Source organism: Rhizobium sp. 10N414 (assembly GCF_056394785.1).
Genome location: NZ_JBFTIN010000036.1, coordinates 1 through 26,070 on the forward strand (window position 1 = coordinate 1; position 26,070 = coordinate 26,070).

Annotated in this window: 24 protein-coding genes and 1 pseudogene; 19 read left to right on the forward strand and 6 right to left on the reverse strand. The window is 57.9% G+C overall.

Going from position 1 to position 26,070, the window contains the following annotated elements; genetic code table 11:
* A partial coding sequence (locus AC1DE4_RS24795) for a hypothetical protein (protein ID WP_477883554.1) occupies positions 1-318 on the forward strand: 318 nt, incomplete at its 5' end.
* Between the two features lie 100 nt (positions 319-418).
* On the opposite strand, the gene AC1DE4_RS24800 is transcribed toward AC1DE4_RS24795, so the two are convergent.
* The gene (locus AC1DE4_RS24800; RefSeq protein ID WP_477883556.1) at positions 419-1,438 is read right to left on the reverse strand and encodes a YeiH family protein; all 1,020 of its coding nucleotides are present in this window, start codon (positions 1,436-1,438) and stop codon (positions 419-421) included.
* 107 nt (positions 1,439-1,545) lie between these two features.
* On the opposite strand from AC1DE4_RS24800, the gene AC1DE4_RS24805 reads away from it, so the two are divergent.
* From AC1DE4_RS24805 to AC1DE4_RS24825, 5 genes are all read left to right on the forward strand, one after another.
* Positions 1,546-2,481, forward strand: coding sequence for a LysR family transcriptional regulator (locus AC1DE4_RS24805; protein WP_018859152.1), 936 nt, complete (start codon positions 1,546-1,548; stop codon positions 2,479-2,481).
* A gap of 228 nt (positions 2,482-2,709) precedes the next feature.
* Positions 2,710-3,018 (forward strand): type II toxin-antitoxin system RelB/DinJ family antitoxin, encoded by a 309-nt coding sequence (locus AC1DE4_RS24810; RefSeq protein WP_018859153.1) that lies wholly within the window; start codon positions 2,710-2,712, stop codon positions 3,016-3,018.
* Positions 3,015-3,308 carry a type II toxin-antitoxin system RelE/ParE family toxin gene (locus AC1DE4_RS24815; RefSeq protein ID WP_018859154.1) on the forward strand — a complete coding sequence of 98 codons (294 nt, stop codon included), beginning with the start codon at positions 3,015-3,017 and terminating at the stop codon, positions 3,306-3,308. The genes AC1DE4_RS24810 and AC1DE4_RS24815 overlap by 4 nt, the downstream gene beginning before the upstream one ends.
* Positions 3,309-3,445: 137 nt before the next feature.
* Positions 3,446-3,745: a type II toxin-antitoxin system TacA family antitoxin gene (locus AC1DE4_RS24820; RefSeq protein WP_192240524.1), complete on the forward strand. Its 300-nt coding sequence runs from the start codon at positions 3,446-3,448 to the stop codon at positions 3,743-3,745.
* Positions 3,742-4,245 carry a GNAT family N-acetyltransferase gene (locus tag AC1DE4_RS24825; protein ID WP_477883559.1) on the forward strand — a complete coding sequence of 168 codons (504 nt, stop codon included), beginning with the start codon at positions 3,742-3,744 and terminating at the stop codon, positions 4,243-4,245. The genes AC1DE4_RS24820 and AC1DE4_RS24825 overlap by 4 nt, the downstream gene beginning before the upstream one ends.
* A gap of 120 nt (positions 4,246-4,365) precedes the next feature.
* Here the strand turns inward: AC1DE4_RS24825 and AC1DE4_RS24830 are convergent, their stop codons facing one another.
* Complete coding sequence (locus AC1DE4_RS24830) at positions 4,366-4,572, reverse strand: helix-turn-helix domain-containing protein (RefSeq protein ID WP_192240543.1); 207 nt, start codon at positions 4,570-4,572, stop codon at positions 4,366-4,368.
* On the opposite strand from AC1DE4_RS24830, the gene AC1DE4_RS24835 reads away from it, so the two are divergent.
* Positions 4,564-5,199, forward strand: coding sequence for a GntR family transcriptional regulator (locus AC1DE4_RS24835; protein WP_018856249.1), 636 nt, complete (start codon positions 4,564-4,566; stop codon positions 5,197-5,199). The two genes, AC1DE4_RS24830 and AC1DE4_RS24835, sit on opposite strands and share 9 nt — an antisense overlap.
* A gap of 199 nt (positions 5,200-5,398) precedes the next feature.
* Here the strand turns inward: AC1DE4_RS24835 and AC1DE4_RS24840 are convergent, their stop codons facing one another.
* Both AC1DE4_RS24840 and AC1DE4_RS24845 read right to left on the reverse strand, forming a co-directional pair.
* On the reverse strand, positions 5,399-6,607 hold the full coding sequence (locus AC1DE4_RS24840; RefSeq protein WP_018856250.1) for an MFS transporter: 1,209 nt from the start codon (positions 6,605-6,607) through the stop codon (positions 5,399-5,401).
* 59 nt (positions 6,608-6,666) lie between these two features.
* Positions 6,667-7,656 (reverse strand): cupin domain-containing protein, encoded by a 990-nt coding sequence (locus AC1DE4_RS24845; protein ID WP_477883561.1) that lies wholly within the window; start codon positions 7,654-7,656, stop codon positions 6,667-6,669.
* 219 nt (positions 7,657-7,875) lie between these two features.
* Between AC1DE4_RS24845 and AC1DE4_RS24850 the strand changes: the two genes are divergently transcribed.
* Positions 7,876-9,912 carry an ABC transporter ATP-binding protein/permease gene (locus tag AC1DE4_RS24850; RefSeq protein ID WP_477883563.1) on the forward strand — a complete coding sequence of 679 codons (2,037 nt, stop codon included), beginning with the start codon at positions 7,876-7,878 and terminating at the stop codon, positions 9,910-9,912.
* Positions 9,913-9,958: 46 nt separating this feature from the next.
* On the opposite strand, the gene AC1DE4_RS24855 is transcribed toward AC1DE4_RS24850, so the two are convergent.
* Positions 9,959-10,858, reverse strand: coding sequence for a LysR family transcriptional regulator (locus tag AC1DE4_RS24855; RefSeq protein WP_192240519.1), 900 nt, complete (start codon positions 10,856-10,858; stop codon positions 9,959-9,961).
* 117 nt (positions 10,859-10,975) lie between these two features.
* On the opposite strand from AC1DE4_RS24855, the gene AC1DE4_RS24860 reads away from it, so the two are divergent.
* From AC1DE4_RS24860 to AC1DE4_RS24895, 8 genes and pseudogenes are all read left to right on the forward strand, one after another.
* Positions 10,976-11,908 (forward strand): VOC family protein, encoded by a 933-nt coding sequence (locus tag AC1DE4_RS24860; RefSeq protein ID WP_477883565.1) that lies wholly within the window; start codon positions 10,976-10,978, stop codon positions 11,906-11,908.
* A gap of 210 nt (positions 11,909-12,118) precedes the next feature.
* Complete coding sequence (locus AC1DE4_RS24865) at positions 12,119-13,030, forward strand: AraC family transcriptional regulator (protein ID WP_210334318.1); 912 nt, start codon at positions 12,119-12,121, stop codon at positions 13,028-13,030.
* Positions 13,031-13,442: 412 nt separating this feature from the next.
* Positions 13,443-14,134: pseudogene (locus tag AC1DE4_RS24870) on the forward strand (hydrolase).
* 86 nt (positions 14,135-14,220) lie between these two features.
* Positions 14,221-14,508, forward strand: a complete 288-nt coding sequence (locus tag AC1DE4_RS24875) for a XapX domain-containing protein (RefSeq protein WP_037089501.1) — start codon at positions 14,221-14,223, stop codon at positions 14,506-14,508.
* A gap of 102 nt (positions 14,509-14,610) precedes the next feature.
* A complete protein-coding gene (locus tag AC1DE4_RS24880; RefSeq protein ID WP_192240518.1) occupies positions 14,611-16,488 on the forward strand; it encodes an amidohydrolase in 1,878 nt (625 codons plus the stop codon).
* Between the two features lie 198 nt (positions 16,489-16,686).
* Positions 16,687-17,127 (forward strand): DoxX family protein, encoded by a 441-nt coding sequence (locus AC1DE4_RS24885; RefSeq protein ID WP_169682037.1) that lies wholly within the window; start codon positions 16,687-16,689, stop codon positions 17,125-17,127.
* Positions 17,124-18,722, forward strand: coding sequence for an MFS transporter (locus AC1DE4_RS24890; protein ID WP_192240517.1), 1,599 nt, complete (start codon positions 17,124-17,126; stop codon positions 18,720-18,722). The genes AC1DE4_RS24885 and AC1DE4_RS24890 overlap by 4 nt, the downstream gene beginning before the upstream one ends.
* Positions 18,723-19,024: 302 nt before the next feature.
* On the forward strand, positions 19,025-19,861 hold the full coding sequence (locus AC1DE4_RS24895; RefSeq protein ID WP_192240516.1) for an alpha/beta fold hydrolase: 837 nt from the start codon (positions 19,025-19,027) through the stop codon (positions 19,859-19,861).
* A 74-nt stretch (positions 19,862-19,935) separates the two neighbouring features.
* Here AC1DE4_RS24895 and AC1DE4_RS24900 read toward each other — a convergent pair whose 3' ends face one another.
* Complete coding sequence (locus AC1DE4_RS24900; RefSeq protein ID WP_169682040.1) at positions 19,936-20,514, reverse strand: hypothetical protein; 579 nt, start codon at positions 20,512-20,514, stop codon at positions 19,936-19,938.
* Between the two features lie 450 nt (positions 20,515-20,964).
* Between AC1DE4_RS24900 and AC1DE4_RS24905 the strand changes: the two genes are divergently transcribed.
* From AC1DE4_RS24905 to AC1DE4_RS24915, 3 genes are all read left to right on the forward strand, one after another.
* Entirely contained in the window at positions 20,965-21,615 is a 651-nt protein-coding gene (locus tag AC1DE4_RS24905) for a DsbA family protein (protein ID WP_281412459.1), read from the forward strand.
* 131 nt (positions 21,616-21,746) lie between these two features.
* Positions 21,747-23,087, forward strand: coding sequence for an HlyD family secretion protein (locus tag AC1DE4_RS24910; protein WP_192305807.1), 1,341 nt, complete (start codon positions 21,747-21,749; stop codon positions 23,085-23,087).
* A complete protein-coding gene (locus AC1DE4_RS24915) occupies positions 23,084-25,171 on the forward strand; it encodes a peptidase domain-containing ABC transporter (protein WP_477883570.1) in 2,088 nt (695 codons plus the stop codon). Before AC1DE4_RS24910 ends, AC1DE4_RS24915 begins: the two co-directional genes overlap by 4 nt.
* Positions 25,172-26,070: the final 899 nt, after the last annotated feature.

The window sequence follows — 26,070 nt, forward strand, 5'->3', positions numbered from 1 at the left end:
TGGCGCGCTAGCGCCTTCGTTCAATCACGCTTCGCCAACCAGGGAAACCTCAAACTGATTTTGCAAGGAAACAGCCCGTTCGGTGGCTGTTTCCGGCAATTAGAAGATCTGCAGATCCTTCGATTCCTATGTCTAATCAGCAGCTTCCGTGTTCTTCACGGCCGACGAACAATGTTGCTTTCGTCGAACGTTAGAATCTTCGGCTTCAGCGATGATAGTTTGCTTCGCCCAAATAGTCCGAAATCTCTTCATGCCGCCCGTTTGCAACATTCAGCCATCGCCGCCCATCTGAATCGCCTCAGGGCGATCGCGCATTGAGGGCCGTGACCGGACCAGTGGTTGAGCCACGCCCCATGGCGAAAGCGCGCTTCAAACCCTTACCTGACAACGCCGTTCTGCCTCCGACTCTTGTGCACTTTCACTTCGCGAGGACGAGGACAACGCAATAGTAGCTCATGGTCGTCAGTAATAGCAGCGAAGCCGATGCCGCGAAAAGCACTCGTTTCCCTTTGCTGGCCACCGTCCGCATATTGACCGAGAGGCCGAGGGCGGCCATCGCAACGACCGTTAGGCCGCCCGAGATCGTCAGGAGGATCGGGATGAGGGCGGTGGGAATGAGCCCCATCGAACGGGCGATCACGACGACGATGAAGCCGATGATGAACCAGGGAACAAGACCGCGCTGCGCCTGCGCGCAGTCTCTGTGGTCCGTCCGGAGAAGGCCGAGAACGAAGATGACCGGCCCCAACATCAAGACGCGCAGGAGCTTGATCACTGTTCCGGTCTGCACGGCGACCAACCCCGCAGGAGCGGCCGCAGCGAGGACCTGCGGCACCGCATAGACGGTCAGGCCGGCCAGCGCACCATATTGTCTCGCCGTCATGCCCGCATAGACATAAATCAGCGGCAAAATGAGCAAGGAGGCAACGCCCAGGACCGCGGTGAAGGCGAGCGCGGCAGCAACCTCATCGGAATCCGCGTCGATGACCGGCGCTACGGCGACGACGGCGGAGTTGCCGCATATCGAATTGCCGCAGGCGATCAGCATGGCAAGTCGGTCCGACAGGCCGCACAATCGAGCGACGAGGAAGCTGACGCAGATCGAGATGACCACGATCGCCACGACACAGACAACAAGTGTCGCACCGGCACTCCACAGCGTCCCGAAACTCAGGGACGCGCCAAGGAGCACGATGGCGATCTCGAGCAATGTCTTGGAGCTGAAGCTGATACCAGGCTGCCAGGATTTCCTGCTGGGCAAAGCCGTTCGCGTGACGATCCCGATAACGATCGCAAAGACGAGCGCTTCCAATGGACCGACGCCGAACACCGCAAGTTCGAGCCGCTCGAACAGATCAGCAGCGGTAGCAACGCCAATACAGACGAGCAGGCCAGGAACGATCTGGCTGCTATGTTTGAAATAGTTCTGGAGGGTCATCGGGGCACCTGGAATTCAGAGATTGCCCTTCAGATTTTTCAGCTAATTGCGTCGACTTCCATCGAATATTCTTCTACATTTTATTCGAGAAAGTAGAATGATTTCCCATGACCTTTGAACAGCTTGCAATTTTTGTCGCGGTGGCGGAGCGCGAGCATCTCACCAAGGCCGCCGCCTCGATCAATCTTACGCCATCCGCCGTCAGCACGGCCATCAAGAACCTGGAGCACCGTTATGGCGTCGAGCTTTTTCACCGAGTCGGCCGGCGCATCGAGCTGACGGAGAGCGGCCGGATTTTTCTCTCCGAGTCGAAAACGCTGCTGGCGAGAGCGCGCGCAACCGAACTCGTACTCAGCGAACTCGGCGGGATGCAGCGGGGAACGCTCAGCGTCTTCGCCAGCCAGACGATCGCAAGCTACTGGCTGCCCTCCCGTCTCATGCGGTTTCATGCCTCTCACCCCGGCATCGACCTCAACCTCACCATCGGCAACACCCGTACAGTGGCCGACGCCGTCATCAATGGCGAGGCCGATGTCGGCTTCGTCGAGGGCGATCTCGATGAGCCGGCGCTTGCCGCATCGGTGATCGACCAGGACGAACTGGTGGTCGTTGTGGCGGCAACCCACCCCTGGGCTGACGCCAAGACGCTTGCCGCCAGCGATCTCACGACCGCCCGCTGGGTGATGCGCGAGGTTGGTTCTGGAACCCGCTCGGTATTCGAGCATGCGCTGGCCAAGATCGGTGTCAATTCCGATGATCTGAATGTCGCGATGGTGCTTCCCTCCAACGAGGCGATCTTGTCGGCGCTGAAAGACAGCATATGTGCCGCCGCCGTTTCCCGCCTTGCTGCCCAACAGCACATCGAAGCCGGCAAGCTCATCGAAATCAACTTCTGCCGGCCGATTCGCGAGTTCCGACTCCTGAGACACAAGGAGCGGCACAGCAGCAAGGCCGCCTCGAGGCTAATCGAGATGTGCCGCCATTCGGCTCAAAGCTCATCCAGCGCTAAAACGGTTGCGGCAAACTATGTGCCGGCTCGATAAAATACCGGGGCCGGTCTTCCTGCAGCCCGCATAGTCGTAGCGATTATTCCACAACAGCGGCTTATGTGGCAGATTTTCCAATAATCCAGTAGCTTAGCCAAATCAGGTGGCGACGGTTCGGATCCTTTCAAGAGCACAAAATTGCCGCAAGCGATTGATGATGGTTCGAAACTTCTTGTTGATTTGTCATTCAAATGCATTACCTTCTCTTCAGACGTGGAGAAAGCTATGGCTGCAAATGCACTTGTCCAAACGCGCATTGATGCCGAAATTCGGGATCGTGCCTCCGCCGTGCTTGAGAGCATGGGCCTTACGGTATCGGACGCAGTCCGTATCCTGCTGACCCGCACGGCAAACGAGGGCGCGCTGCCCCTCGAACTCCTTTCGAGTAGCGAGGCGCATGACGCTTGGTTTCGCACTAGGGTGCTTGAGGCGCTGAACGATACCCGACCGGACATCTCAGATAATGAGGTTGATGCCCATTTTGCGGAACGTCGAGCGGCAGCCCGACTTAGGGCGAGCGCGCGCAAATCGTGAAGCTTACTTGGTCTGCGTTCGCGTTATCTGATCGCGATGCCATATTCACATATATCGAGACAGATAATCCTTCAGCTGCCGTCTTGATCGATGAACGGATTGTGGCCGTAACTCGCCGCCTGATCGATTTTCCTGCAAGCGGTCGCATTGGCAGAATTCCTGGCACGCGCGAACTTGTGATCAACGGGACGCCGTATGTAGCGGCGTACACCGTGAGTGAAACAACCGTACGCATTCTTCGCGTCCTTCATGGCATGCAGGAATGGCCAGACTCCCTGCCGACCAGCTAGATCGGCCCTTATTGGCGGTGCGTCGGTTCGGATCCGTTCAAGACCGGCAATGAAGTTGAGGTGTCGAAACAGCGCGACACGAAACGTGTAAAGATGACGTCGTTCCGCTATATGGTCGGTGGAAACAGGAGATGTCTATGCCCACCACCCCGCATAGGAGTAAAAGCCCGGACGCCAGCGTGCCGCTGAATATGCGGATCAAGCCTGCGACCCGCAACTTGATAGACCGCGCTGCTGAATTACTTGGCAAGACGCGCACGGATTTCATGCTGGAGGCCTCTGAACGCCGCGCAGAGGAAGTGCTGCTCGACCGTACTATCTTCACGGTCAGCCCCGAAATCTATGCCGAATACCTTTCGCGACTGGATGCGCCCACGCAGCCCAGTGAGCGTCTGAAACGCACCATGTCGACCAAAGCGCCGTGGGATGAGGCGTGACCCTCAGCGCACCGATACCACTGGCCCATCACCACGAGCTGGCAGAATTCAATTCCGGCGTCTTTGAACTGGATGACTGGCTGCCTCACCGCGCCCGCGCCAATCAGGCAAGTGGCGCATCGCGCCCCTTTGTCGTGTGTGAAGAAAATCGCGTCATCGCCTGTTACGCACTCGCTTCCGGCGCAGTGAAGCAGCCGGAAGTGCCCGGCCGGTTTCGGCGCAACATGCCAGATCCAATTCCGGTTGCCGTGCTTGGTCGCCTCGCCACCGATCCGTCCAATCAGGGGCRCGGGATCGGCAGAGCATTGGTGCGCGACGCAGGCTTGCGCTCGCTCAATGCCGTAGAGATCCTCGGCATCCGCGGCGTGCTGGTGCATGCGATTTCCGATGACACGCGAGCCTTCTATGAGGCGGTGGGCTTTCTGCCTTCGCCATCTGATTCCATGATGCTGATGATCGGCTTGAATGATCTCAACAGCGCGATGAACTCCCAACCTTAGTTTGTCGACGTTTGGCGCAGCGCACTTACAGTCGTTTCTAACTTGCTGTAACCAGTGTAGAAACCATGCCGTTTTGTGGGTTCGCTTCTCGTCAAGGCGACCGATTAGGTTTTTCCAACATTACTTGTGCGATTTGCGACCGGGCTTCAATGGCTCCGGCCTAGGATCGGCCGGATCAGGCGAGGTGAAAAAGATCGCAACGTCCACCTTGAGAGCCCTTGCAAGGCGATCAAGCAGATCAATTGACGCATTGTGTTTGCTTCGTTCGAGATCGCTGATCACTGTGCGATCTACTCCTGCATCGACCGCGGAGATCGCATGGCAGATGTCGTGATGGAAGAAAAGGCGGAAGCGCCCGGCACGCGCGACGTGACAGACTTCATCCTGCAGGACATCCTGGCTGGCATTCTGCCTGCTGGGACGTGGTTGAAGCAGATTGACCTCGAACGTCGATACAATTGTACCCGCCCCGAAGTGCGCCGTGCGCTCGATCGCCTGGCGCAGAAACGGCTAGTCGAGCACGTGCAGAACCGCGGCTATCACGTCTATGAGCCGGACGGCCGCCGGGCGCGGGAAGTCAGCGAAATACGCGTCATTCTCGAAACGGCTATGGCTGGAACAATCATCCAGAACGGCTCGACAGAGGATGTCAGCACTCTCAGGAAGCTTGCCGAGCACTTCGATCAAATGGCGCTGAACGGCACGATGCTGGAGCTCTATGAAGCAAATCTTGCCTTTCACCGCCAGCTGCTGGTGCTCGGCGGCAATCTGGAACTCGTCGATCTCATCACCGAGATCCGCCAGAGAACCTCGTCCGCGCCGGTCTCCCAATGGCGCACGCGTGCCCGCGTCGAACAGTCGGGCCGGGAGCACCACTTGATGGTTGATGCGATCGCTGCCGGTGAGACCGAACGGCTGAAGGATCTCATGCGGCAGCACATTCGTCAAAACTGAGCACCCGACAAGCCCCAAGTTGACGATGCTATCCTGCTGCCCCCTCTGCATTCCTTGTATGAATTCGCTCGTTCGGCGCTGCAACCACAAAGGCCGCCGACGATCGCCGGGCGGCCTCATATCCAGAGCGAGGCAAGAGCGCCACTCTCTCACAGCAACTTCGGTCCGATTGCCTTGCTTCTCAACGCGGAAGTAAGGATCAACTGCGGGGCTGCGTCGACACCAAGGCGACCGTCGACGCAGCGAGGACCGCGGTAAGGGTCAAGGGTCCAACAGCGCCATAGTGGTCGACGATATAGCCGCCGAAAACCGCGCCGATACTGATGGCGATCTGAAACGAGACGACCATCAGGCTGCCTGCCGCCTCCAGAGCGTCGGGTGCCCCGCGGGAAAGATTGGTGGGCAGCACCACCGGCGCCATGCCGAAGGCGAAGCCCCAAAGCGTGACGAGGGCGAACGCAATACCGCTATGAGCGCCCCAGAGTACCAAAGAAAGTGCAGCAAACGCCATTAACGCTGCCGTGACAGCGAGCGCCAGGCGGATACTGGCGTCGGCCATTCTGCCACCAGCGACATTACCAATGACGGAGGCAATGCCAAACCCAAGCAGCGCCAGGGCGATCGACCTGGTTTCAAGGAGCGTCACCTGTTCAAGGAAGGGACGCACGTAAACCGAACCAGCAAAATGGCCCGTCATGAGCAAAAGGATAGCAAGCATGCCCAGTTGAATTCCACGCCGCCGTGTCAGCCTGAAAACATCAGCGAGACTGTTGCTCGTACTTGCAGGCAGTGTTGGCAAGCTAAGTGCCTGAAGAAGCATTGCAAGCGCGGCAAGCCCCGCTGTCATGGCCATGGCGGTGCGCCATCCCAGCCAGTCGCTGATCAAGGCACCCAACGATGGTGCAGCTATTGTCGCGAGCGACACGCCGAGGGTGACGATAGCCATGCCCCGGCCCGTCGCATTGGCGCCGACCAGCCTCGCCACGACGGCAACTGAGAGGGCCCAGAAACCGCTAAGTGCGATGCCCAATCCAGCCCGGCCCAACAACAACAGCCAAAAATCGGTCGCTAACGCTGCAAGTATATTGGAGCCGATCGCCAATGCACTGAGACTGACCAGCACCGTCTTGCGGTTCAATCTGCCGATGAGCACATTGCTCAAAAGAGCGGTGACCGCACCGACCGAAGCGGTGGCGGTGACGACTTGGCCAGCTGTTCCTTCGGTGATTCCGAGATCGTGCGCCAATGGCGTCAACAGACCCGCCGGCAGGAACTCAGCCGATACCAGCGCAAAGCTGGTGGCCGCCATCGAAAGTACGGCAAACCAGGTTGCCGCGCTCCACGTGGACGGCTCGGCGGTATCCAGGCCAATTGCTGCTACGTCAAGTTGCGATGTTGTGTCCGTCATCCCGTGCATCTCCTTAGGTTGGAGATGTCATAAACGAACTGTTCGGGATGATATGTACCTTAAAATCCGAAATCCATGTCAATTCGTCCGGAATTGGTGCGGCGCACAACGCCCGGTGAGACCCTCGTGATACGCTTGAAGGCGCGAGCGAAAGATGCCTCAGACTCATAGCCTAAGCGGGAAGCAACCTCGGCAACGGACAAACCGCTTTGCCCCAACAACTCGCGCGCAAGCTGCATGCGCAGACGGGCGAGATAGTGTGCTGCGCCCTCTCCCAAAATAGCGCTGAAGCGCTCGGCAAAGATCGAGCGCGACTGGCCCGCCACGCCGGCGAGGCTTTCAAGGGTCCAGTTATGGCCGGGGTCTCGATGCATGGCTGCCAAAACACGACCGATGTGAGGATCGCGGATGGCGGCGAGCCAGCCCGTCGTCGATGCTCCGCTGCAATTGACCCAGCAGCGAATAAGCCTCGCTGCGAGCAGGTCCGCCATTCGCGACAAGACAGTCGCACTCCCCATTTGGGGCTGCGTCGCCTCCGCCGACATAGCTAGCAGCAGGGGGCCAACGACAGCGTCATTGCCGGCCACATCGCAGCCCTTGATGATCGGTGGCATCAGAGCGATCAAGGGGTTAAGCGCATGCGCACCCAAAGCCATGGAGCCGCAGAAGAGGGTGCTCGTCGCACCCGTTCCTTCGCGGACCACTTCGCAAACGTTGCTTCCAACCTTCGTTATCTGACAGCCTTTAAGCGAGTCGCCCTCAACATCTGGTGCGCTGGCCAATCGATGTTCGATGCCTTGCGGCAGAAGGACCAGATCGCCATCGTTCAACTCCTGCCATCCTTGGGTTTCCGTGTGGATCCAGCACGGACCCTGGCTGACAAAATGAAAACGAAGCAGTTGTTTTTGTGGAAAGGCGATGCTCCACGGATGTCTGAGTTCGCAGCGGCCATAGTTGACCCCGCTCAAGCGAAAGTCTTGCAGGACTTCGCTTAGCGCATCCATGGGAATGTTTGATGGCGACAACGGTTGAGACGAATGGTCAAGCATTTAGCCAATCTAGGTCTCGAGCGTCCAGCATTCAAGCAGGGTGGCCATGCGGCCCAATTGGTTTTCCTGCACGGTTCCTGTTCCTGATTTCAAATATACGCGGACCCTGCAGGATCGCGGCTAAATCCAAGCGCCGCGATCATAAATGAAAGCGGCTTTATCCAGCCACATGGATTGAAGGCCAAAGAAACCTTTCTGTTCTCAGTCCGTTATCGCGTGATGGTGGACAGAAATGTGAATTCGAAATCGGTCGATCGGACCAATCCCTCCAATGGCGACATCCGCGCAGACGAGCCAACCAACACCGAGGTTGAGCCGCCGCCGGAGATTGTTGAGCCAGACCCCAAGTGGACGCCCGAGGAGGTCGAAAGGGCGCGGAAGAAATATCTGCTCAAGCGCTTCTGGATCAGCGCGATGCGTTATTGGGGACGCCGAGGCGACAAGCTGGCATGGCCATGCTCGATCGGGCTGTTGATCCTCATTGGTGGTAACGTCGGCTTCCAGTACGGCATAAACGTCTGGAACCGCTCCATCTTCGACGCGATAGAACAGCGCAACGCAAGCGCCGTCTATTTTCTAAGCGTAGTCTTCCTGCCGCTCGTGATTGGCAGTGTTGGCCTCGTCACGGCGCAGGTCGCCGTCCGGATGATGATCCAACGCCGTTGGCGCTCGTGGCTTACGACGTCGGTGATCGGGCGGTGGCTCGCAAATGGCCGCTACTATCAATTGAACCTCATCGGCGGCGACCACAGCAATCCGGAGGCGCGTATTGCGGAGGATCTACGGATCGCTACTGAAGCTCCCGTCGATTTCGTCGCGGGCGTCATCGCTGCATTTCTGTCGGCCTCGACCTTCATCATGGTGCTCTGGACGATCGGTGGGGCGCTGACCCTCACTGTTGCAGGTTCGACTATCACCATTCCCGGTTTCCTCGTCGTTACTGCGGTGATCTACGCCGGGATAACCTCCAGTTCGATGGCCCTCATCGGCCGCAACTTTGTTCAGGTCTCCGAGGCCAAGAACCAGGCGGAGGCCGAGTTTCGCTATACTCTGACGCACGTAAGGGAGAATGGGGAGAGTATTGCACTGCTCGGAGGCGAGGAGGAGGAGCGAAACGACCTCGACAGGACTTTCATCAAAGTGCTCGGCCAATGGGCGCTTCTTGCACGCCAGCATATGCGCACGACCCTCGTGTCGCAGGGATCGAGCCTGTTTGCGCCGGTCGTACCGGTTCTGCTTTGCGCTCCGAAATTTCTGGATGGCAGCATGACGCTTGGCGAAGTCATGCAGGCGGCGTCCGCCTTCGCCATCGTGCAGAGCGCGTTTGGATGGCTGGTCGACAACTACCCGCGCCTTGCGGATTGGAACGCCTGTGCACGGCGCATCGCATCGCTGATGATGTCTCTTGACGGACTTGAACGTGCCGAACAGAGCGAAGCCTTGGGGCGCATCAAGCGCGGAGAAACCGAAGGTGAGGTGGTGCTCAGCCTGAATGATCTGGCCGTATCGCTCGACGACGGCACTGCCGTCGTCAAGGAGACACAGGTGACCATCGAGCCAGGTGAACGGGTGCTCGTTGCTGGAGAGTCGGGATCGGGAAAGAGCACGCTGGTGAGGGCGATAGCCGGGCTCTGGCCGTGGGGGCACGGCAGTGTCAATTTCCATGCCGACCGACAGCTTTTCATGCTGCCGCAACGGCMATACATCCCATCCGGGACGCTACGCAGGGCGGTCGCCTATCCGCGTGGCGCCGAGGACTGGACGCTCGACGAAATCAAGGGTGCGCTGGAGAAATCAGGACTCGACTATCTGAACGACAAGATCGGGGAGGAGGCACCATGGGACCAGACGCTTTCGGGCGGGGAAAAGCAACGGCTCGCGTTCGCGCGACTTCTGCTGCACGATCCCGACATCATCGTTCTGGATGAAGCGACCTCGGCACTCGACGCGAAGAGCCAGGACAAGATGATGGAGATGCTGATCGACGAGTTGCCGAACGCCACCATCGTCAGCGTTGCGCACCGCGCCGAACTGGAGGCCTTCCATAGCCGCAAGATAACCTTGGAACGGCGCGATGGCGGTGCGAAGCTGGTCAGCGACATCGACCTTCTTCAGGGAAAGAAAAAGCGCAAGAGCTTTTTGCGTCTATTGGAGAAGCACAACCGAGAGGTTGCGCCGGATCCATCAGAGCGCCTCTCCTCAAGAGCAGTCAATGATGCCGAGCCACGTTCAATGACTCCAGGTCAGCGCTCCTAAGAGCCTCCCCCGTCGTCAATCATACCTTGAAACTCCAAATTCGATACTAGCCGAGCAGCGTCATTTGCGAGGCCACTTGCTCCTCGAAGAATTTGGAAAAGGTAGCAATGCGCGGTGGCAGCGCCTGATAGGGCGGGTAATAGAGGGTTAGCCACAGGTCGGGCGGCGCCCAGCCCTGGAACACGTGCACAAGGCGGCCGCTTCGCAGATGCTCGGCAATATTAAATCCGGGCAGCATCGCGACACCGGTTCCATCGGCAGCCATGTCGGCCAGCACTTCACCATTGTTGGAACTGAAGGAGCGCCCCGCCGAGATCGTCATACTCGATCCGCCGTCCGAAAGCACCCAGGTCTCTCTTCGGCTCTCGCCGCTATAGGCAAGGCAATCGTCTGGCGTCAGCTCGCCCGGGTGCTGCATGGTCACGTACCGGCTTCCCGGCGCTGCCACCAGAATACGAGGAACGACGCGAATCTTGCGCCAGATGGTGAACTTGTCGGACGGTTGGGAGGATATGCGGATTGCCAGGTCATAGTCGTCATCGACGATATTCACGAGCCCGTCCGACAGCGAAATCTCGAAGCTTATCCTTGGATAACGCTCCCTGAAGCCCGACAGTATCGGCGGCAGCACAGCTTTGCCGAACCAGGTCGGCGCGCTGATCCGCAACCGCCCTTCATCGGCCTTGTGAGCATTCATCACCTCCTTGCGCGCATCTTCCAGCATCGCCATCGCCGGCTGTATCTGGGCGGCAAACACAGCACCGTCAGTCGTCAGCGACACCTGCCGCGTGGTACGCACGAAAAGTTGGAGGCCGAGATCGGCCTCCAGTGCGGCAATCGTTCGCGTCACCGCCGCGGGGGTCATGTCGAGTTCGCGTGCGACCTGGGCGAAGTTTCGCTTCTCGGCCGCCAAGAGGAATGTTTTCAGGGCTTTATAGTCGTTCATCTCGATTATTTCAAAAGTAGCAATTCAATCGAAATGAATATTGCAATTCCGGGGATTGATCAACTGACATACATCTTGGGCATCAAACAGACAACGCCCGAGAGAAAGGCCAGGAACATGATCAAGGATATCACTGGACTGCATCACGTCACATCGATGGCGTCGGATGCCCGCCAGAACAACCAATTCTTCACCGACACGCTCGGCCTTCGCCGCGTCAAGCAGACCGTGAATTTCGACGACCCGAGTGTTTACCACCTCTATTATGGCGATGAGAACGGTTCGGCCGGAACAGTCATGACTTACTTCCCTTTCGAGCACATGATGCGCGGCAGGGCCGGTGTCGGCGAAGTTGGCGAAACCCAGTTCTCCGTACCGAAGGGCTCGCTTGCCTTCTGGCGTGAGCGCCTTGCCGCACAGAATGTTGGCGGCCTGCAGGAAGACACGGTCTTCGGCGCCAGGCGTCTGCGCTTCAACGGCCCGGACGGCGACGGTTTTGCACTCATCGAGACTGCCGATGACGCCAGACCGGCCTGGACTGGCGGTGATGTCTCGCACGAGGCTGCGATCCGAGGTTTTTCCGGGGCTCGCCTCAACGTGCGTGACACGGCTGCGACAGAAGAACTGCTGAGCTTCATGGGCTACGAGCGCGCCGACAAGGAAGGGGATGTTACCCGCTTTATCATGCCCGACGGTAATGGTGCCGACACAATCGATCTCGCCGCCTTGCCAGAAACGCCCTTTGCTCGCCAGGGCGCCGGATCGGTCCATCATATAGCGTTTGCCGTCGAAAATCGCCAAAAGCAGATCGAAGTGCGCAAGGCGCTAATGGATACGGGCTATCAGGTAACCCCTGTCATCGACCGCGATTACTTCTGGGCCATCTATTTTCGTACGCCGGGTGGGGTCTTGTTCGAGATTGCCACCAATGAACCTGGCTTTAATCGTGATGAGGACACCGCGCATCTCGGCGAAGTGCTGAAATTGCCGACCCGCTACGAGCCGTTCCGCGATAGGATCGAAGCCAATCTCCAGCCGCTGGCTGCCTGAGGGAGCCCTTGGCAGACACCGACAATTCAAAGCGCCGCAGGACTAACCCCCTGCGGCGTTACACGATTTTGTGTTCTGCGGATTGCCGCAAACCTGTCTTGAAGAGGCAAGGCGCCGCCCGTAAACGAACTTTCGGCTCACCAGGCGATCCCGTCGTGAGCCGCGGCATCGAGATGCCGTGCCGAATGCTTCGAACGGAAGGTTGCTGACTTGGGACCCATCTCTATCGATCACATCAAACCAGCCCAGTCAAAGCCAACGGACAGTTTTGGCTGCCCGTTCGACAAGCTCTACAAGGACCAGTCGATTGTGGGGGCCGATATTGTCTTTTTCCGCAAGGGTAGTCGCGACGGCCATCTGCAGCAGATCGAGGCCGAGGCCAGCAATCGCGGTTTTGTCGTGGGCTTATCCACCACCGGAAGGCATACCCGGCGTGTCTTCCATGAGCACCACGCGACCAATCATGCCTTCGATCGGGACGCGATCTACATCCGAGACATGTCCGACCATTACAAGGCTGACCTTGGCGGCGCTTTCGACTTTCTGCTCCTTCAAATCTCACCGACTTCGCTCGAACGGATAGCAGAGGAGGCCGAGCTAGCCGGAGTGAATTCGCTCACTGCGGAAACGGCGTCGAAGGATGTCGTGCTTTCCAACCTTGCCCGCGTGCTGATACCCGCGCTGGAAAGCCCCGAAAAAGCACCGCAATTATTTGTCGACCAGATGGCCACCGCAATCGGCAGCTATCTCGTGCAGCGCTATGGCAATAGATCGACCCCCTTGGCGCTCCGCTCCAGAATGCTGTCGCGTGTTCAGGAGAAGCGGGCCAAGAGCCTTCTCCTCGACAACCTCGATGGGGAGATATCTGTCCTCGACGTCGCCAGGGCATGCAACCTTTCGCGCGGCTACTTCATTCAAGCCTTCCGCGAGACGACGGGCATGACGCCTTACCGGTGGCTTCTCAACGAACGGGTTTCGCGTGCTCGAGAACTCTTGCGCACGCCCGATATACCGCTTTCGGAAGTCGCAACCTCATGCGGCTTTGCCGACCAGAGCCATTTCACTCGTGTTTTCACCAATCTTGTCGGCACGACGCCTGGAAGCTGGCGGCGCAGTTGCTGAGGACCACGCCTGGGGCAGCGGCGATTTCCAGGTTTTGATTGACCGCAAGTGCATTTCGTCCAATCGACCTGACTTTTAGACAAGACCCGCCTCGACAATTGAGCGATTTGTCACCCATTCAAACTAGGTTTTTTCGGTGAGCGCCCGCAATCTGGAAAGGGCTTTCATCGCGTAGATTATTGCATTTGGAGCAATTCAATCGGAATTAATATTGCAATTCCGCCGCACACCAAACCGATCTAGGTTCCATTTCAGCAGCCAAGACGAACGAAAAGAGATGGGCCGCTAACACCGATTAACCGGCTCCGGCCACCCAAGAGCATTCTGAAAGCCACTCCGCGCCGACCAGAAAAGTGCTTCACATGTCAACCCGCCGCATCAGCGGTTCAAGCAGACGGAAGAGAAACCTGAAATGTCCAAGAAGCTCGAAGTCCTGACCCCGAAGAACAGCCAGCTCATCTTCATCGACCAGCAGCCGCAGATGGCGTTCGGCGTCCAGTCGATGGATCGCCAGGTACTGAAGAACAATGTTGTCGGCCTCGCCAAGGCTGCCAAGATCTTCAACATCCCGACGACCATCACCACCGTCGAGACGCTGTCCTTTTCCGGCCACACCTTCCCTGAACTCCTCGCCGTCTTCCCGGAAAACGACATCCTCGAACGTACCTCCATGAACTCCTGGGATGACCAGAACGTTCGCGATGCGTTGGCCAAGAACGCCGCCGAAGGACGCAAGAAGATCGTCGTTTCCGGCCTTTGGACAGAAGTCTGCAACACCACCTTCGCGCTGTCTGCGATGCACGACATGCCCGACTACGAGATCTACATGGTCGCCGACGCTTCCGGCGGCACGTCTTCCGAGGCCCACAAATACGCGATGGACCGAATGGTCCAGGCCGGGGTGGTTCCGGTGACCTGGCAGCAGGTTTTGCTCGAATGGCAGCGCGACTGGGCTCACCGCGAGACCTATGACGCGGTCACCTCGCTGGCCAAGGAGCATTCCGGCGCCTACGGCATGGGCATCGACTATGCCTACACGATGGTCCACGACGTAGACGAACGCGTCACCCACGGAAGCGCATCGGCCCGAACCCGGCCAAGTAAGTCCGCCATCCAACCCATTCGGCCCGCTTCGGCAGCATGAAAGGATGTCTTGCCGAAGCGGCGCCTCCATCGTCGAGGACGCTCCAATGAAACTCTATCTCTTTTCCCTGGGCGCCGGTCTTCTGGTCGGCATTGTCTACAGCCTGCTCAATGTCCGCTCTCCGGCTCCGCCGGTGGTTGCGCTGGTCGGCCTGCTTGGCATTCTGGTTGGCGAACAGCTCATTCCCTTCGCAAGAACGCTGATCGCCAAGGAGCCCGCGGCAGTGTCGTGGATCAACCAGATCAAGCCGCACATGTTCGGCCATATGCCGAAAGGCGACGTCCGCAATGACATCGTCGTGTCTCGCCAAGCTCAGACGAAGTCTGATAGCTGAGGCCGCAAGAGGAGATTCGCTTGCGATGGGGCCGCCGATGCCCAGTTGCCCCGGCGCAAAGCGTTGAAATCGATCTTAATAGTGAAGCCAGGAGCATATCTCATGTTCGCCGACCTCATCCTCCACCACGGTTTGATCACCACGCTCGACCGTTCGAAACCGAATGCCACTGCCGTCGCGATCAAGGACGGTACCTTTCTGGAGGTTGGCACCGATGCCGAAATCATGGCTTTCGCCGGCCCCGACACCAGGATCGTCGACCTCAAGGGCAAGCGTGTCCTGCCGGGCCTGATCGATAACCACACCCACGTCGTGCGTGGCGGCCTGAACTTCAACATGGAACTGCGCTGGGATGGCGTTCGCTCGCTTGCCGATGCCATGGACATGCTGAAGCGCCAGGTGGCCGTGACACCCGCCCCGCAATGGGTGCGCGTTGTCGGCGGCTTTACCGAACACCAGTTCGTCGAAAAGCGCCTGCCCACGATCGAGGAGATCAATGCGGTTGCGCCCGACACGCCTGTCTTCCTGCTGCATCTCTATGACCGGGCACTGCTGAATGGTGCAGCCCTTCGTGCCGTCGGCTACACAAAGGACACACCGAACCCGCCAGGCGGCGAAATTACCCGCGACGCCAATGGTAACCCGACCGGCATGCTTCTCGCCAAGCCGAACGCCGGCATTCTCTATGCGACGCTGGCCAAGGGCCCGAAACTGCCCTTCGATTACCAGGTCAATTCTACCCGCCACTTCATGCGTGAACTGAACCGGCTCGGCATTACCGGCGTCATCGATGCTGGCGGCGGTTTCCAGAACTATCCCGATGACTACGAAGTCATCCAGAAACTGTCGGACGAAAACCAGCTCACTGTCCGCCTCGCCTACAACCTCTTCACCCAGAAGCCCAAGCAGGAAAAGGAGGACTTCCTCAACTGGACGTCCTCGGTCAAATACAAGCAGGGCAATGATTATTTCCGCCACAACGGCGCCGGCGAGATGCTGGTCTTTTCGGCAGCCGATTTCGAGGATTTTCGCCAGCCGCGACCTGAGATGGCACCGGAAATGGAAGGCGAGCTCGAAGAGGTCGTTCGGGTGCTGGCTCAGAACCGCTGGCCCTGGCGTCTGCACGCCACTTATGACGAAACCATCTCGCGCGCGCTCGACGTCTTCGAGAAGGTCGACAAGGATATTCCGCTCGAAGGCCTGAACTGGTTCTTCGACCATGCCGAAACGATCTCGGAGCGCTCCATCGACCGCATCGCGGCATTTGGCGGCGGCATTGCCACCCAGCATCGCATGGCCTTTCAGGGTGAATATTTCGTGGAGCGCTATGGCCACGGCGTCGCTGAAGCCACCCCGCCGATCCGCCGCATGCTCGACAAAGGCGTCAACGTCTCGGCCGGCACCGATGCAACGCGCGTCGCCTCCTATAACCCCTGGGTTTCGCTTGCCTGGATGGTCACCGGCAAGACAGTCGGCGGCATGCAGCTTTATCCACGTGCCAACTGCCTAGACCGCGAAACGGCCCTCAGGATGTGGACGGAAAAGGTGACCTGGTTCTCCAACGAGGAAGGCAAGAAGGGTCGCATCGAGAAGGGCCAGTTCGCCGATCTCGTCGTGCCAGACAAGGACTTCTTCTCCTGCGCCGAGGACGAGATCTCCTTCCTGACATCGGATCTCACCATGGTCGGCGGCAAGGTCGTCTATGGCGCCGGCGACTTCAAGGCGCTCGACGAAAGCGACGTGCCTCCAGCCATGCCCGACTGGTCGCCGGTCAGAAAGTTTGGCGGTTATGCCGCCTGGGGCGAACCGGAAGGCGCTGGTCGCCACTCGCTGCGCCGCACCGCGATCGCTTCGTGCGGCTGCGCCAACGACTGCGGTGTCCACGGCCATGACCATGCCGGCGCCTGGACTTCGAAACTGCCGATCGCCGACCTGAAGGGCTTCTTTGGCGCGCTTGGTTGCTCCTGCTGGGCCGTCTAAGACCCGTCACGACCACAGGCGTCTAGCGCGGGCAGCGTATCACCGCTGCCCCGTTCCCACCTTCCACTTAATTGCAAATTTCGCAATTAATACGAAATTATTGATGCAATTGTTGGCGGCAATAATTCCAGCCAATATCGCTCCAACAGCCATACAGAGCGCCGTTTCTTACGACCGGCCACATTCAAAGGAGCAGACATGACTGACAAAGCATCATTCAAAAAAGAGCGGAGCGCGCTCGCAGCAGTCGTCACCGCTCCCACCACGCGCACGGTTGCGCTTCTGGCGCTTTGCGCGGCCTATATCCAGGGACCGCTTTTCAAGATCGCAGATTTCAATGGTGCGATCGCCGAGATGGACCATTTCGGCCTGCATCCGGCGCCTTTCTTTGCCGTGGCTGTGATCACCTTTGAGCTCACCGCTTCCGCAATGGTGGTCTCGGGCCTGCTGCGTTGGGCAGGGGCGTTGGCATTGTCGGGGTTTACACTTCTCGCAACCCTCGTGGCGCTGCGTTTCTGGGAACTCGCCCCTGGCATGGAGCGGATGATGGCAACGAATGCCTTCTTCGAACATCTGGGCCTGACTGGCGCCTTCGTTCTCGTCGCCGCCGTTGATCTCACCAAAGGAGCAGCCAAATGAGCCCCGCACGGTCCTCAGGGGGCAGTTTCGCCCCACTCGCTCAACCTGTCTTCGCAGTTCTTTGGACAGCCACGGTGCTTGGCAACACAGGCAGTTTCATGCGCGATGTCGCAAGCTCCTGGCTGATGACGGACCTCTCGGCCTCGCCAGCTGCCGTGGCGCTGGTTCAGGCGGCCGGCACATTGCCGATCTTCCTTCTCGCCATTCCGGCCGGCGTGCTGACCGACATCCTCGATCGCCGCAAGTTCCTGATCGCCGTGCAATTCCTGCTCGCCTCAGTCAGCATCACGCTGATGGTTCTGGCACACACCGGAATGCTTTCTGTCAGCGCCCTGATCGGACTTACCTTCCTCGGCGGCATTGGTGCTGCGCTGATGGGCCCCACCTGGCAGGCGATCGTGCCGGAACTGGTAAAGCGGGAGGATGTAAAGAGCGCCGTCGCCCTCAATTCGCTCGGCATTAACATTGCCCGCTCGATAGGACCTGCTGCTGGTGGCCTGCTTCTGGCAGCTTTTGGGGCCGGCATTACTTATGGCGCCGATGTCGCAAGCTATTTCGTTGTCATCGCTGCCCTCGTCTGGTGGCCACGAGCAAAGAATGCCGATGACGCGCTCGCCGAGGGCTTCCTTGGCGCCTTCCGTGCCGGTCTTCGTTATACCCGCGCCAGCCGTCCGCTGCATGTCGTGCTTCTGCGCGCGGCAATCTTCTTCGCCTTCGCCAGCGCCGTCTGGGCACTACTGCCGCTCGTCGCCAGGCAATTGCTTGGCGGAGATGCCGGCTTCTACGGAATTCTGCTTGGTGCGGTCGGTGCCGGTGCCATCGGCGGTGCGCTCGTCATGCCGAAGTTGCGTGAACGCTTCGACGCCGATCGACTGCTTCTCGGCGCCGCAGTCATTACGGCTCTCGTTATGGCAGCGCTCTCGCTCGCCCCGCCGCAATGGGTCGCCATCATCGTCCTGCTTTTCCTCGGGGGCGCATGGATCACCGCGCTGACGACTCTCAACGGCGCGGCCCAGGCAATCCTGCCCAACTGGGTGCGAGGCCGTGGCCTTGCCGTCTATCTGACCGTCTTCAACGGCGCGATGACGGCTGGCAGCATCGGCTGGGGCACAGTCGGTGAGGTTGCCGGCGTACCCGGTACACTGCTGATCGGCGCTGCGGGCCTGTTGGTCGCTGGTATCATCATGCATCGCATCAAACTGCCGGCCGGCGATGCTGATCTCGTGGCCTCAAACCATTGGCCAGAACCGCTGGTCGCAGAACCGGTCGCCCATGACCGTGGCCCAGTCCTGATCCTCATCGAGTACCAGGTGGAAAAACATCACCGCACTGCCTTCCTTCGTGCAATCGACGAACTCTCCGAGGAACGTCGCCGCGATGGCGCCTACGGCTGGGGCATCACCGAGGATTCGGCCGATCCTCAAAAGATTGTCGAATGGTTCATGGTGGAGTCCTGGGCCGAGCATCTGCGCCAGCACAAGCGTGTGTCGCAAGCGGATGCGGACCTGCAGAGCAAGGTTCTGACGTATCATTCAGGCTCGGAAAGACCAGTCGTCCGACATTTCCTGACGATCAACCGTCCGGGGGCTGCCTGATTCTCGTCATTGGTGGCGGGAGTAGTTGCCCGCCGATAATTTCAATATGCGCAATTAAATCTGAATTATTGATGCAATTGTTGATGGCCATGTTCTTCGACAATATCCGTCCATCAGACACCCGTCGCGCACCACACCCGACGGAAACCGGAGCCGAAATGACCGATAACCTCTTCCCTGTTACACGCCGCGCTGCCCTCGTCACTGGAGCTGCCGCCGCTGCGTCCCTTGCAATTCCAACCTCTTTCAGCGTTGCAGCCAACGCTGCATCCACGAAGCACTCCACTGAAGGAAGCAAAAACATGAGCACTGTAACCACTAAGGACGGCGTTGAGATCTTCTACAAGGACTGGGGTCCGAAGGACGCACAGCCGATCATGTTCCACCACGGCTGGCCGCTGTCGTCCGACGATTGGGACGCACAGATGTTGTACTTCCTCGCCAATGGATATCGCGTCGTCGCCCATGACCGCCGCGGTCACGGCCGTTCGGCCCAGGTCTCCGAAGGTCACGACATGGACCATTACGCCTCCGATGCGTTTGCCGTCGTCGAGCACCTGAACCTAAGGAATGTCGTGCATATCGGTCACTCGACAGGCGGCGGTGAAGTCGCTCGCTATGTCGCCAAGCATGGTCAAAAGGCCGGCAGGGTCGCCAAGGCGGTTCTCGTCTCCGCCGTTCCACCGCTCATGGTCAAGACGGCCTCGAACCCCGAGGGCCTGCCGATCGAAGTTTTTGACGGCTTCCGTTCGGCACTTGCCGCCAACCGCGCGCAGTTCTTCCGCGATGTTCCGGCCGGCCCATTCTATGGCTTCAACCGCGACGGTGCGAAGATCCAGGAAGGCGTGATACAGAATTGGTGGCGTCAGGGCATGATGGGCGGCGCCAAGGCCCACTATGATGGCATCAAAGCGTTCTCCGAAACCGATCAAACGGAAGACCTGAAGGAAATCACCGTGCCGACGCTTGTCCTACACGGTGAGGACGATCAGATTGTGCCGATCGCGGATTCGGCACTCAAGTCGACCAAGCTTTTGAAAAACGGTTCGCTCAAAACCTATCCAGGCTTTTCGCACGGGATGCTGACGGTTAACGCCGATGTCCTGAACGCCGATCTGCTGGCCTTCATCAAAGCTTAAAGCCAGATGCGTTGGGTGCGGCGAGAAATCGCCGCATCCCGGGACGCCTGTGGCTTGGCATTTTGGGCGATCTGTTAAATCCACCTACGACTAGTGTCGCGGGGATTGTATCTGACCTCCAGCTTTGCGAAGCCGGTAGGGCTGTGAAACGACGGTGCCGAGCCACGGTGAATAATAGTGCAAGGCAAACATGCTGATCCCTTATGGCGACAATTGCCGTACCCGGCAGAAACGACAACAGCACCCGCTGGGTTCGTCGCCGCAAGTAGTCGGAGCCGCAGTGTTGTATTGCCATTCGATGAACGGCACTTCAGCATCTTGGGGTTTTCCTGAAGGTTGTGATTGACAATGGCCAACGGCACGCAGCGCTCCAGATCCGCGAACAGACGCGGCCGGCCGAACATTGGCCAGGGGTGACTGAGATTTCGCGCCGCAAGCCATTTTTCGCGGATGGCCTGGGTAAGACAAAGCGCGACCGACAAGACCGATGGCTTTTCCAGGTGAGGCAGAAGTCGATGGCCAGTGTCGCCATATCGGGTGACGACGGCCAAATACGAACGGCCGACGACCACAACCGCTCCGTCGACCACCTCCAGGAAATGAATGTCCGTGGAGGCATTGTCGATCTGGGAGACGTCGAGCGGGTGGGGCATCCGGAATCTGGTGGCTAACCCTAATGGGCATATGACATTTGTCCGTTTGAAATCGATAAGTAAAAGCCAAAGCCGATGATATTTCCTAGGTACATCTACGGATAGCATCCTCAAGATAGGCCCTTATAAGTAGTGTTGCCTGTCTGAAAAGCTTAACGCTAGGAGGTAGATCGAATGCGCGAACTGAACAGTCACGAACTAAGTCTCATCAGCGGGGGCAGGGGTGGTGGAAGTGGCAACCCTGGGAAGTCGACTTCGAAGAGTTCCAGCAGGTCCCCGACCGGCGGAGTATTTGGATCTGATGGCAAGGGCCTGAATGGGCGTCCTTCCACAGGCTCTAACGGAAAGGATCGTTGCGCGCCAGGGGGGGCGCCGACCTCGTAGCAGACCGCATTGCAGCACGAGACTTAGGTGCCGAAAACGAGGTATTAGTTGTATAAACAATCAATCATGAGCGTTCGGCGCCTAATTCTCTTGTCATTCGTTATACTCTTGGCAGGTGGCGCTTGGCTTTGGTTGCTTTCGCGAGCGCCACAATCCAGCGAATTCACGCGACAGGCGGTTCTAGTAAGCAACGAGCCCCTTGACGATGTAATCATCGGCAACGCGAATGCGCCCGTGTCCATAGTTGAGTATGCGTCGATGGGATGTCCACACTGTGCAGCGTTCGCCACGCAGGTTTTTCCAGCGCTGCGGGAGAGATTTATCGACACCGGTAAGGCAAATTTCGTTATGCGGGACTTTCCGCTCGATACGGCATCAGCTGGCGCCGCCATGTTGGGGCGATGCGTTCCGGCGAAAGCTCGGCAGCCGTTGCTTGATGCGCTTTTCGAGCAGCAGAATGAATGGGCTCGGGGCGCAAATGCTAAGGCAGCTCTTTTGCGCATTTCAAGACTTGCAGGATTGTCTGAAGTTGCGTTTCTCAAATGCCTATCAAACCAGACCTTGTTGGATCAAATCATTGACGGGCGAAAGAAAGCTGAGCAACTTTTTGACGTGCATGGGACGCCCACGTTCTTTATCAACGCAAAGCGCTATTCCGGTGCCTTTTCCGTCGATGAGATGTCGAAATACCTGGAAGGCGTACTCGTGCGTCCGTAAATTCAAACTACGCTCCTAGTGCGAGGTACGACGAGAGCGGTCATTGCATTGTCATTGCCCTTTTGGAGTGCTTCGCCAACGGGCTATTCTGTTGAGTTCATGTGCGACAGGTTGCGCGTCGCTATTCTAAAATGACGTCGACGATGGTCAACTCGCCGCCAGAAAACTCGGGTCATCCTTTATCGCAAATAACTGCGTCCTCTTTTCTTCGCCCCGAAGTCATCGCCGCACAGCGCGTCAACTGGTTGGGTAGGCCGAAATTATTGCAGCCCCTTCCGATCTTGATGGTGGCGAGCATGGCAACGATAGCCATCTGCCTGGTGGCGCTCCTCATAATCTTCGGCGAATACACGCGCAGAGTCCGTGTTGTGGGCATTGTGACGCCGAGCGCCGGCGTTGTGCGAGTCGTCGCTCCGCAGGCCGGTAGCGTGATAAACATCGGCGTCGCGGAAGGTGTCGCCGTGCGTCAGGGTGCGACGCTTTCTACGCTCGGGTTTGATAGCTGGACCAGTTTGGGGGAAACAGGGGCGATAGTGCTGTCACAACTGGAGATTCAGCGCCAGGAAATTCTTGCAGAGATACACCGTCGCAACGATCTCGATGAGATCGAAAAAAGAGAGCTCGAAGATCAAGAACAAGCTCTGGTTCGCGAAGTGGAGGTGATCGGAAACCAGATTAATGGCACCTCCGATTACGTGGATGTCCTGCGAACCCTGATGAAGAAGCATCGTCTTTTGGCGGGGCAGGGCATCACAGTTCAAAGGGAATTCGAAACTCGCCAACAGGATTTCATGCAAACCAGAGCCAGCCTGGCCACGTTGCAACGGCAGCGTACGCAGTTGGATCAGCGACTGATTGAAGTCCACGCTAGACTGGCAAGCAGGCCAGCGCGCACCGCGTCACTCATTAGCGATCTGAAATGTCGATTGTCCGACATCGAAATTCAAATCGCGCAGGGCGAGGCGAGGCGACGCGTTTTCGTGTACGCGCCACGCGAAGGTGTAGTCACAGCTATACTCGCCCAACGAGGACAGTTTGTGCTCGCGGGTGCACCGCTTCTGTTCCTCTTGCCGTCGGGATCAAAGCAGGAGATCTATTTTTCCGTTCCCAGCAGTGCGATCGGCTTTGTGAAAGTGGGGGCCCAAGTGTTGCTTCGCTACGCCGCCTTTCCCTATGAGAGGTTCGGCCAGTATACGGGATCGGTGACAAAGGTATCGCGGGTGACCATTCAGCCGGGCGATGCGGAGTTGGCGCTTGCCGGAGATCCGTCCATGGCCGGTTCATATCGTGTGACCGTCGTACCGAAGACCCAATTCGTTACGGCTTACGGCCAAGCCCGACCCCTTCAGGCGGGGATGCAGGTTGAAACCGATATTCTTCTTGACCGTCGGCCATTGTGGAAATGGGTTTTAGAGCCCTTGTACAGCTTGCGCGGCCGTGCCGCCGACGTTTTCGAAGACCGAACGAAATGAGCGTATTGCGTCGCTTGTCCTTCGGTTTCGGACGGACGATCCCTGTCATCCTGCAAACGGAGGTCGCGGAATGTGGTCTGGCATGCCTGGCAATGGTGGCCAGACATCACGGATACGAGGTTGATCTTGCAAGCCTTCGCCGGCGATTCAGCGCTTCCTTGAAGGGCATCACGCTGGACAGTATGGTTCGAATTGCTTCTTCGTTAGGATTGACAACTCGGGCGCTTCGGCTCGACCTACATGAATTGCGCAATCTGCGACTGCCTTGCGTATTGCATTGGGATCTCCGGCATTTCGTGGTGCTCGAGCGTGTTGCAACAAACCACGCTACGATCGTCGATCCCGCCCGAGGCCGCAGACGTGTGCCGCTAAGCGAATTTTCAAGCAGCTTCACTGGAGTTGCCCTAGAAGCCTGGCCCGGGAGCGATTTTGAAAGGCAAAGCAAGCGTCAGCGGCTCCCTCTTATTTGTCTGTTTCGTCGTATAGTCGGACTGAAGCGAGCACTTGTTCAAATTGTGACCCTGTCCCTCGCTCTGGAAATCTTAGGGCTGATAATACCAATAGGGACGCAGATCATTGTGGATCAGGCCATCGTAGCGGGCGACCTCGACCTCCTCAGCCTTATTGCCATTGGGCTCGGATTGTTCCTCTTCGTCCAAACGATGGTCAGCGTTGCCCAGTCATGGGCCAGCTTGATGCTAGGTACATCGCTGAGTGTTCATTGGCAAATTGGCCTTTTCGATCATTTGTTGCGACTGCCGTTGGATTTCTTCGAAAAGCGGCACATAGGGGATATCGTTTCGCGGTTTGGGTCGCTCACCCCAATTCAAACGACACTAACCGCCGAACTCGTTGTCACCATGCTTGACGTCATCGTCATCTTCGCTTCAGCGGCGATGATGGTACTCTTCGGCGGTCAGCTTGCAGCTGTCGCGCTCGTTAGCCTCGGTCTCGATCTGATCCTTCGACTTCTCGCATACGTCCCCTACAGGGAGGCGAATGAGGCGGCAATCGTCCATAACGCCAAAGAAGACACACACTTCATGGAGACGATACGCGGCATTGCAAGCATCAAGGCGTTGGGTATTTGCGAGCGCCGCCAAAACGCCTGGCTCAACCTGCTTGTTGACACCATCAATGCTGGACTCCGGATCAAGAAGTTGGATCTACTTTTTGGAACAGTTGCGACCTTTGTGGCAGGTGTGGAAGGCATCGTGACGCTCTGGATGGGTGCCAGAGCGGTGATCGGCGGCAATATGACGACCGGCATGCTAATCGCGTTCATTTCATACAAAGGGATGTTCATCGTGCGATCTCAAAGCTTAATTGGGTTTGTGATCAAACTGCGAATGTTGAACCTCCACACGGAGCGTGTAGCCGACATTGCCCTGGCTGAACCAGAAGAAATGACCCGCCGTGACTTTGCCACTCTCGTGAATCCAGTGAGGCTTGGAGCATTGTGCGCGACAGACATATGTTTCCGCTACGGCGACAGCGAACCCTTCGTCTTAAACGGGTTGAGCCTCTCTGTTTCACCGGGAGAGAGTTTGGCGATAACCGGTGCGTCCGGTTCCGGAAAGACAACCGTCCTGAGAATCATGGCAGGGTTGATCACGCCGACGAGCGGAACCGTCAGCCTCGGCGGGCAAGATATCCGGCAGATGGGTCTAAGTTACTACCGGAGTCAGATAGCCTGCGTGTTGCAGGAGGACCGGTTGTTTGCGGGGTCAATTGCAGAGAACATTGCTGTGTTTGATCCGCAGTTCGATGACAAATGGGTTGAGGAGTGTGCCAGAATCGCAGCCATTGACGAAGACATCCTTAAGATGCCCATGGGCTTCGAGACACTCGTGGGGGATATGGGGAGTGCTCTGTCGCGCGGCCAAATACAACGATTGTTTCTGGCGCGGGCTTTGTACCGGCGGCCTTCGATCCTCTTTCTCGATGAAGCAACCAGTCATCTAGATTCCAAGAGTGAAGCGACGATAAACAACGCAGTCGGGGCCTTGAGGATTGCTCGAGTCATCGTCGCGCACCGGCAATCAACAATCGATATGGCGGATCGACAGATTTCCCTTGCTTGATTTTTGCGGTAGTGGCCTTGTCGGTACTGCAGTTGCCTTCTTCTTTCTGTCACCAATGCCGGCCTTTGACGAATCGATTTCAAGGCCGCAACGTGCTCGCGTCGAAATCTTCGCGGATTGGTCATCGCTCGAAGCCGAGGAACTGTGACGCGTGCTCGATAACCCTTGATTGCGAGGTCCGCTTCGTCTCAAGCCGCACGCGTCACGACGAGCAGCAACTTCTCGTGTTCGACGTTAGATGGCCATGCCAGTGTCCCCGCTGGCTCGGCCGCCCAAGTCCGTTGAAAGAGGCTCTAAGCGGTCAATAGCAGAGTGTACGGAGCATCCCTGCGTAATTGGGCTTTGCCTTGCAGTCAGTCGTGCCTTTGACGCGCCTAGGGCCTGGGCTCCTATTTGCTGACTTCGTGCTGAGCGCGGCATTGCTGTTAACATCGATGGGCTCGGTATGAGGAGCGCACGCTGAAAGGGAGCCTCCTGCAATGGTCACGCAGATGACTAGGAGCAATGAGCGTAACATGATCGCGTTTCTTCCACCAACTATGTTTGCTCGAGCAAGATTTCCTACGGAGGATAATGGTGCGCCAACCACGAGTATCAATCGCGTATCTATATAGCAAATATTAGGGAAGAAGCATGAAGCAAATTCGTTTCCAGAGTGTGGGCGTGCTCGCGCCAAGCAGCATTGATACAAAAAACCTCCTCGCAGCAGGCACGCGGCCGGCTCAATGCACCGCCCTTGCAATCCACCCCATCGCCTTAGCGAGGTTGCACACTCCGTTACTGCGCCGCCCTAAGTCCGGTTTTGCCACGCCTTGTCCCAACCTGATATCGCCTTTGTGATCGCTCAAAGCTGAAATCAAATTCATCCAATATGCTGCCGACTCCAATGTTGCGGCAAA

What these genes read in the sequence shown, in the direction of transcription:
- AC1DE4_RS24800 (WP_477883556.1), bottom strand. Translation starts at nt 1,438, where the DNA reads ATGACCCTCCAGAACTATTTCAAACATAGCAGCCAGATCGTTCCTGGC.
- AC1DE4_RS24805 (WP_018859152.1), top strand. Translation starts at nt 1,546, where the DNA reads ATGACCTTTGAACAGCTTGCAATTTTTGTCGCGGTGGCGGAGCGCGAG.
- AC1DE4_RS24810 (WP_018859153.1), top strand. Translation starts at nt 2,710, where the DNA reads ATGGCTGCAAATGCACTTGTCCAAACGCGCATTGATGCCGAAATTCGG.
- AC1DE4_RS24820 (WP_192240524.1), top strand. Translation starts at nt 3,446, where the DNA reads ATGCCCACCACCCCGCATAGGAGTAAAAGCCCGGACGCCAGCGTGCCG.
- AC1DE4_RS24835 (WP_018856249.1), top strand. Translation starts at nt 4,564, where the DNA reads ATGGCAGATGTCGTGATGGAAGAAAAGGCGGAAGCGCCCGGCACGCGC.
- AC1DE4_RS24840 (WP_018856250.1), bottom strand. Translation starts at nt 6,607, where the DNA reads ATGACGGACACAACATCGCAACTTGACGTAGCAGCAATTGGCCTGGAT.
- AC1DE4_RS24845 (WP_477883561.1), bottom strand. Translation starts at nt 7,656, where the DNA reads ATGCTTGACCATTCGTCTCAACCGTTGTCGCCATCAAACATTCCCATG.
- AC1DE4_RS24855 (WP_192240519.1), bottom strand. Translation starts at nt 10,858, where the DNA reads ATGAACGACTATAAAGCCCTGAAAACATTCCTCTTGGCGGCCGAGAAG.
- AC1DE4_RS24860 (WP_477883565.1), top strand. Translation starts at nt 10,976, where the DNA reads ATGATCAAGGATATCACTGGACTGCATCACGTCACATCGATGGCGTCG.
- AC1DE4_RS24875 (WP_037089501.1), top strand. Translation starts at nt 14,221, where the DNA reads ATGAAACTCTATCTCTTTTCCCTGGGCGCCGGTCTTCTGGTCGGCATT.
- AC1DE4_RS24880 (WP_192240518.1), top strand. Translation starts at nt 14,611, where the DNA reads ATGTTCGCCGACCTCATCCTCCACCACGGTTTGATCACCACGCTCGAC.
- AC1DE4_RS24885 (WP_169682037.1), top strand. Translation starts at nt 16,687, where the DNA reads ATGACTGACAAAGCATCATTCAAAAAAGAGCGGAGCGCGCTCGCAGCA.
- AC1DE4_RS24890 (WP_192240517.1), top strand. Translation starts at nt 17,124, where the DNA reads ATGAGCCCCGCACGGTCCTCAGGGGGCAGTTTCGCCCCACTCGCTCAA.
- AC1DE4_RS24895 (WP_192240516.1), top strand. Translation starts at nt 19,025, where the DNA reads ATGAGCACTGTAACCACTAAGGACGGCGTTGAGATCTTCTACAAGGAC.
- AC1DE4_RS24900 (WP_169682040.1), bottom strand. Translation starts at nt 20,514, where the DNA reads ATGCCCCACCCGCTCGACGTCTCCCAGATCGACAATGCCTCCACGGAC.
- AC1DE4_RS24905 (WP_281412459.1), top strand. Translation starts at nt 20,965, where the DNA reads ATGAGCGTTCGGCGCCTAATTCTCTTGTCATTCGTTATACTCTTGGCA.
- AC1DE4_RS24910 (WP_192305807.1), top strand. Translation starts at nt 21,747, where the DNA reads ATGACGTCGACGATGGTCAACTCGCCGCCAGAAAACTCGGGTCATCCT.
- AC1DE4_RS24915 (WP_477883570.1), top strand. Translation starts at nt 23,084, where the DNA reads ATGAGCGTATTGCGTCGCTTGTCCTTCGGTTTCGGACGGACGATCCCT.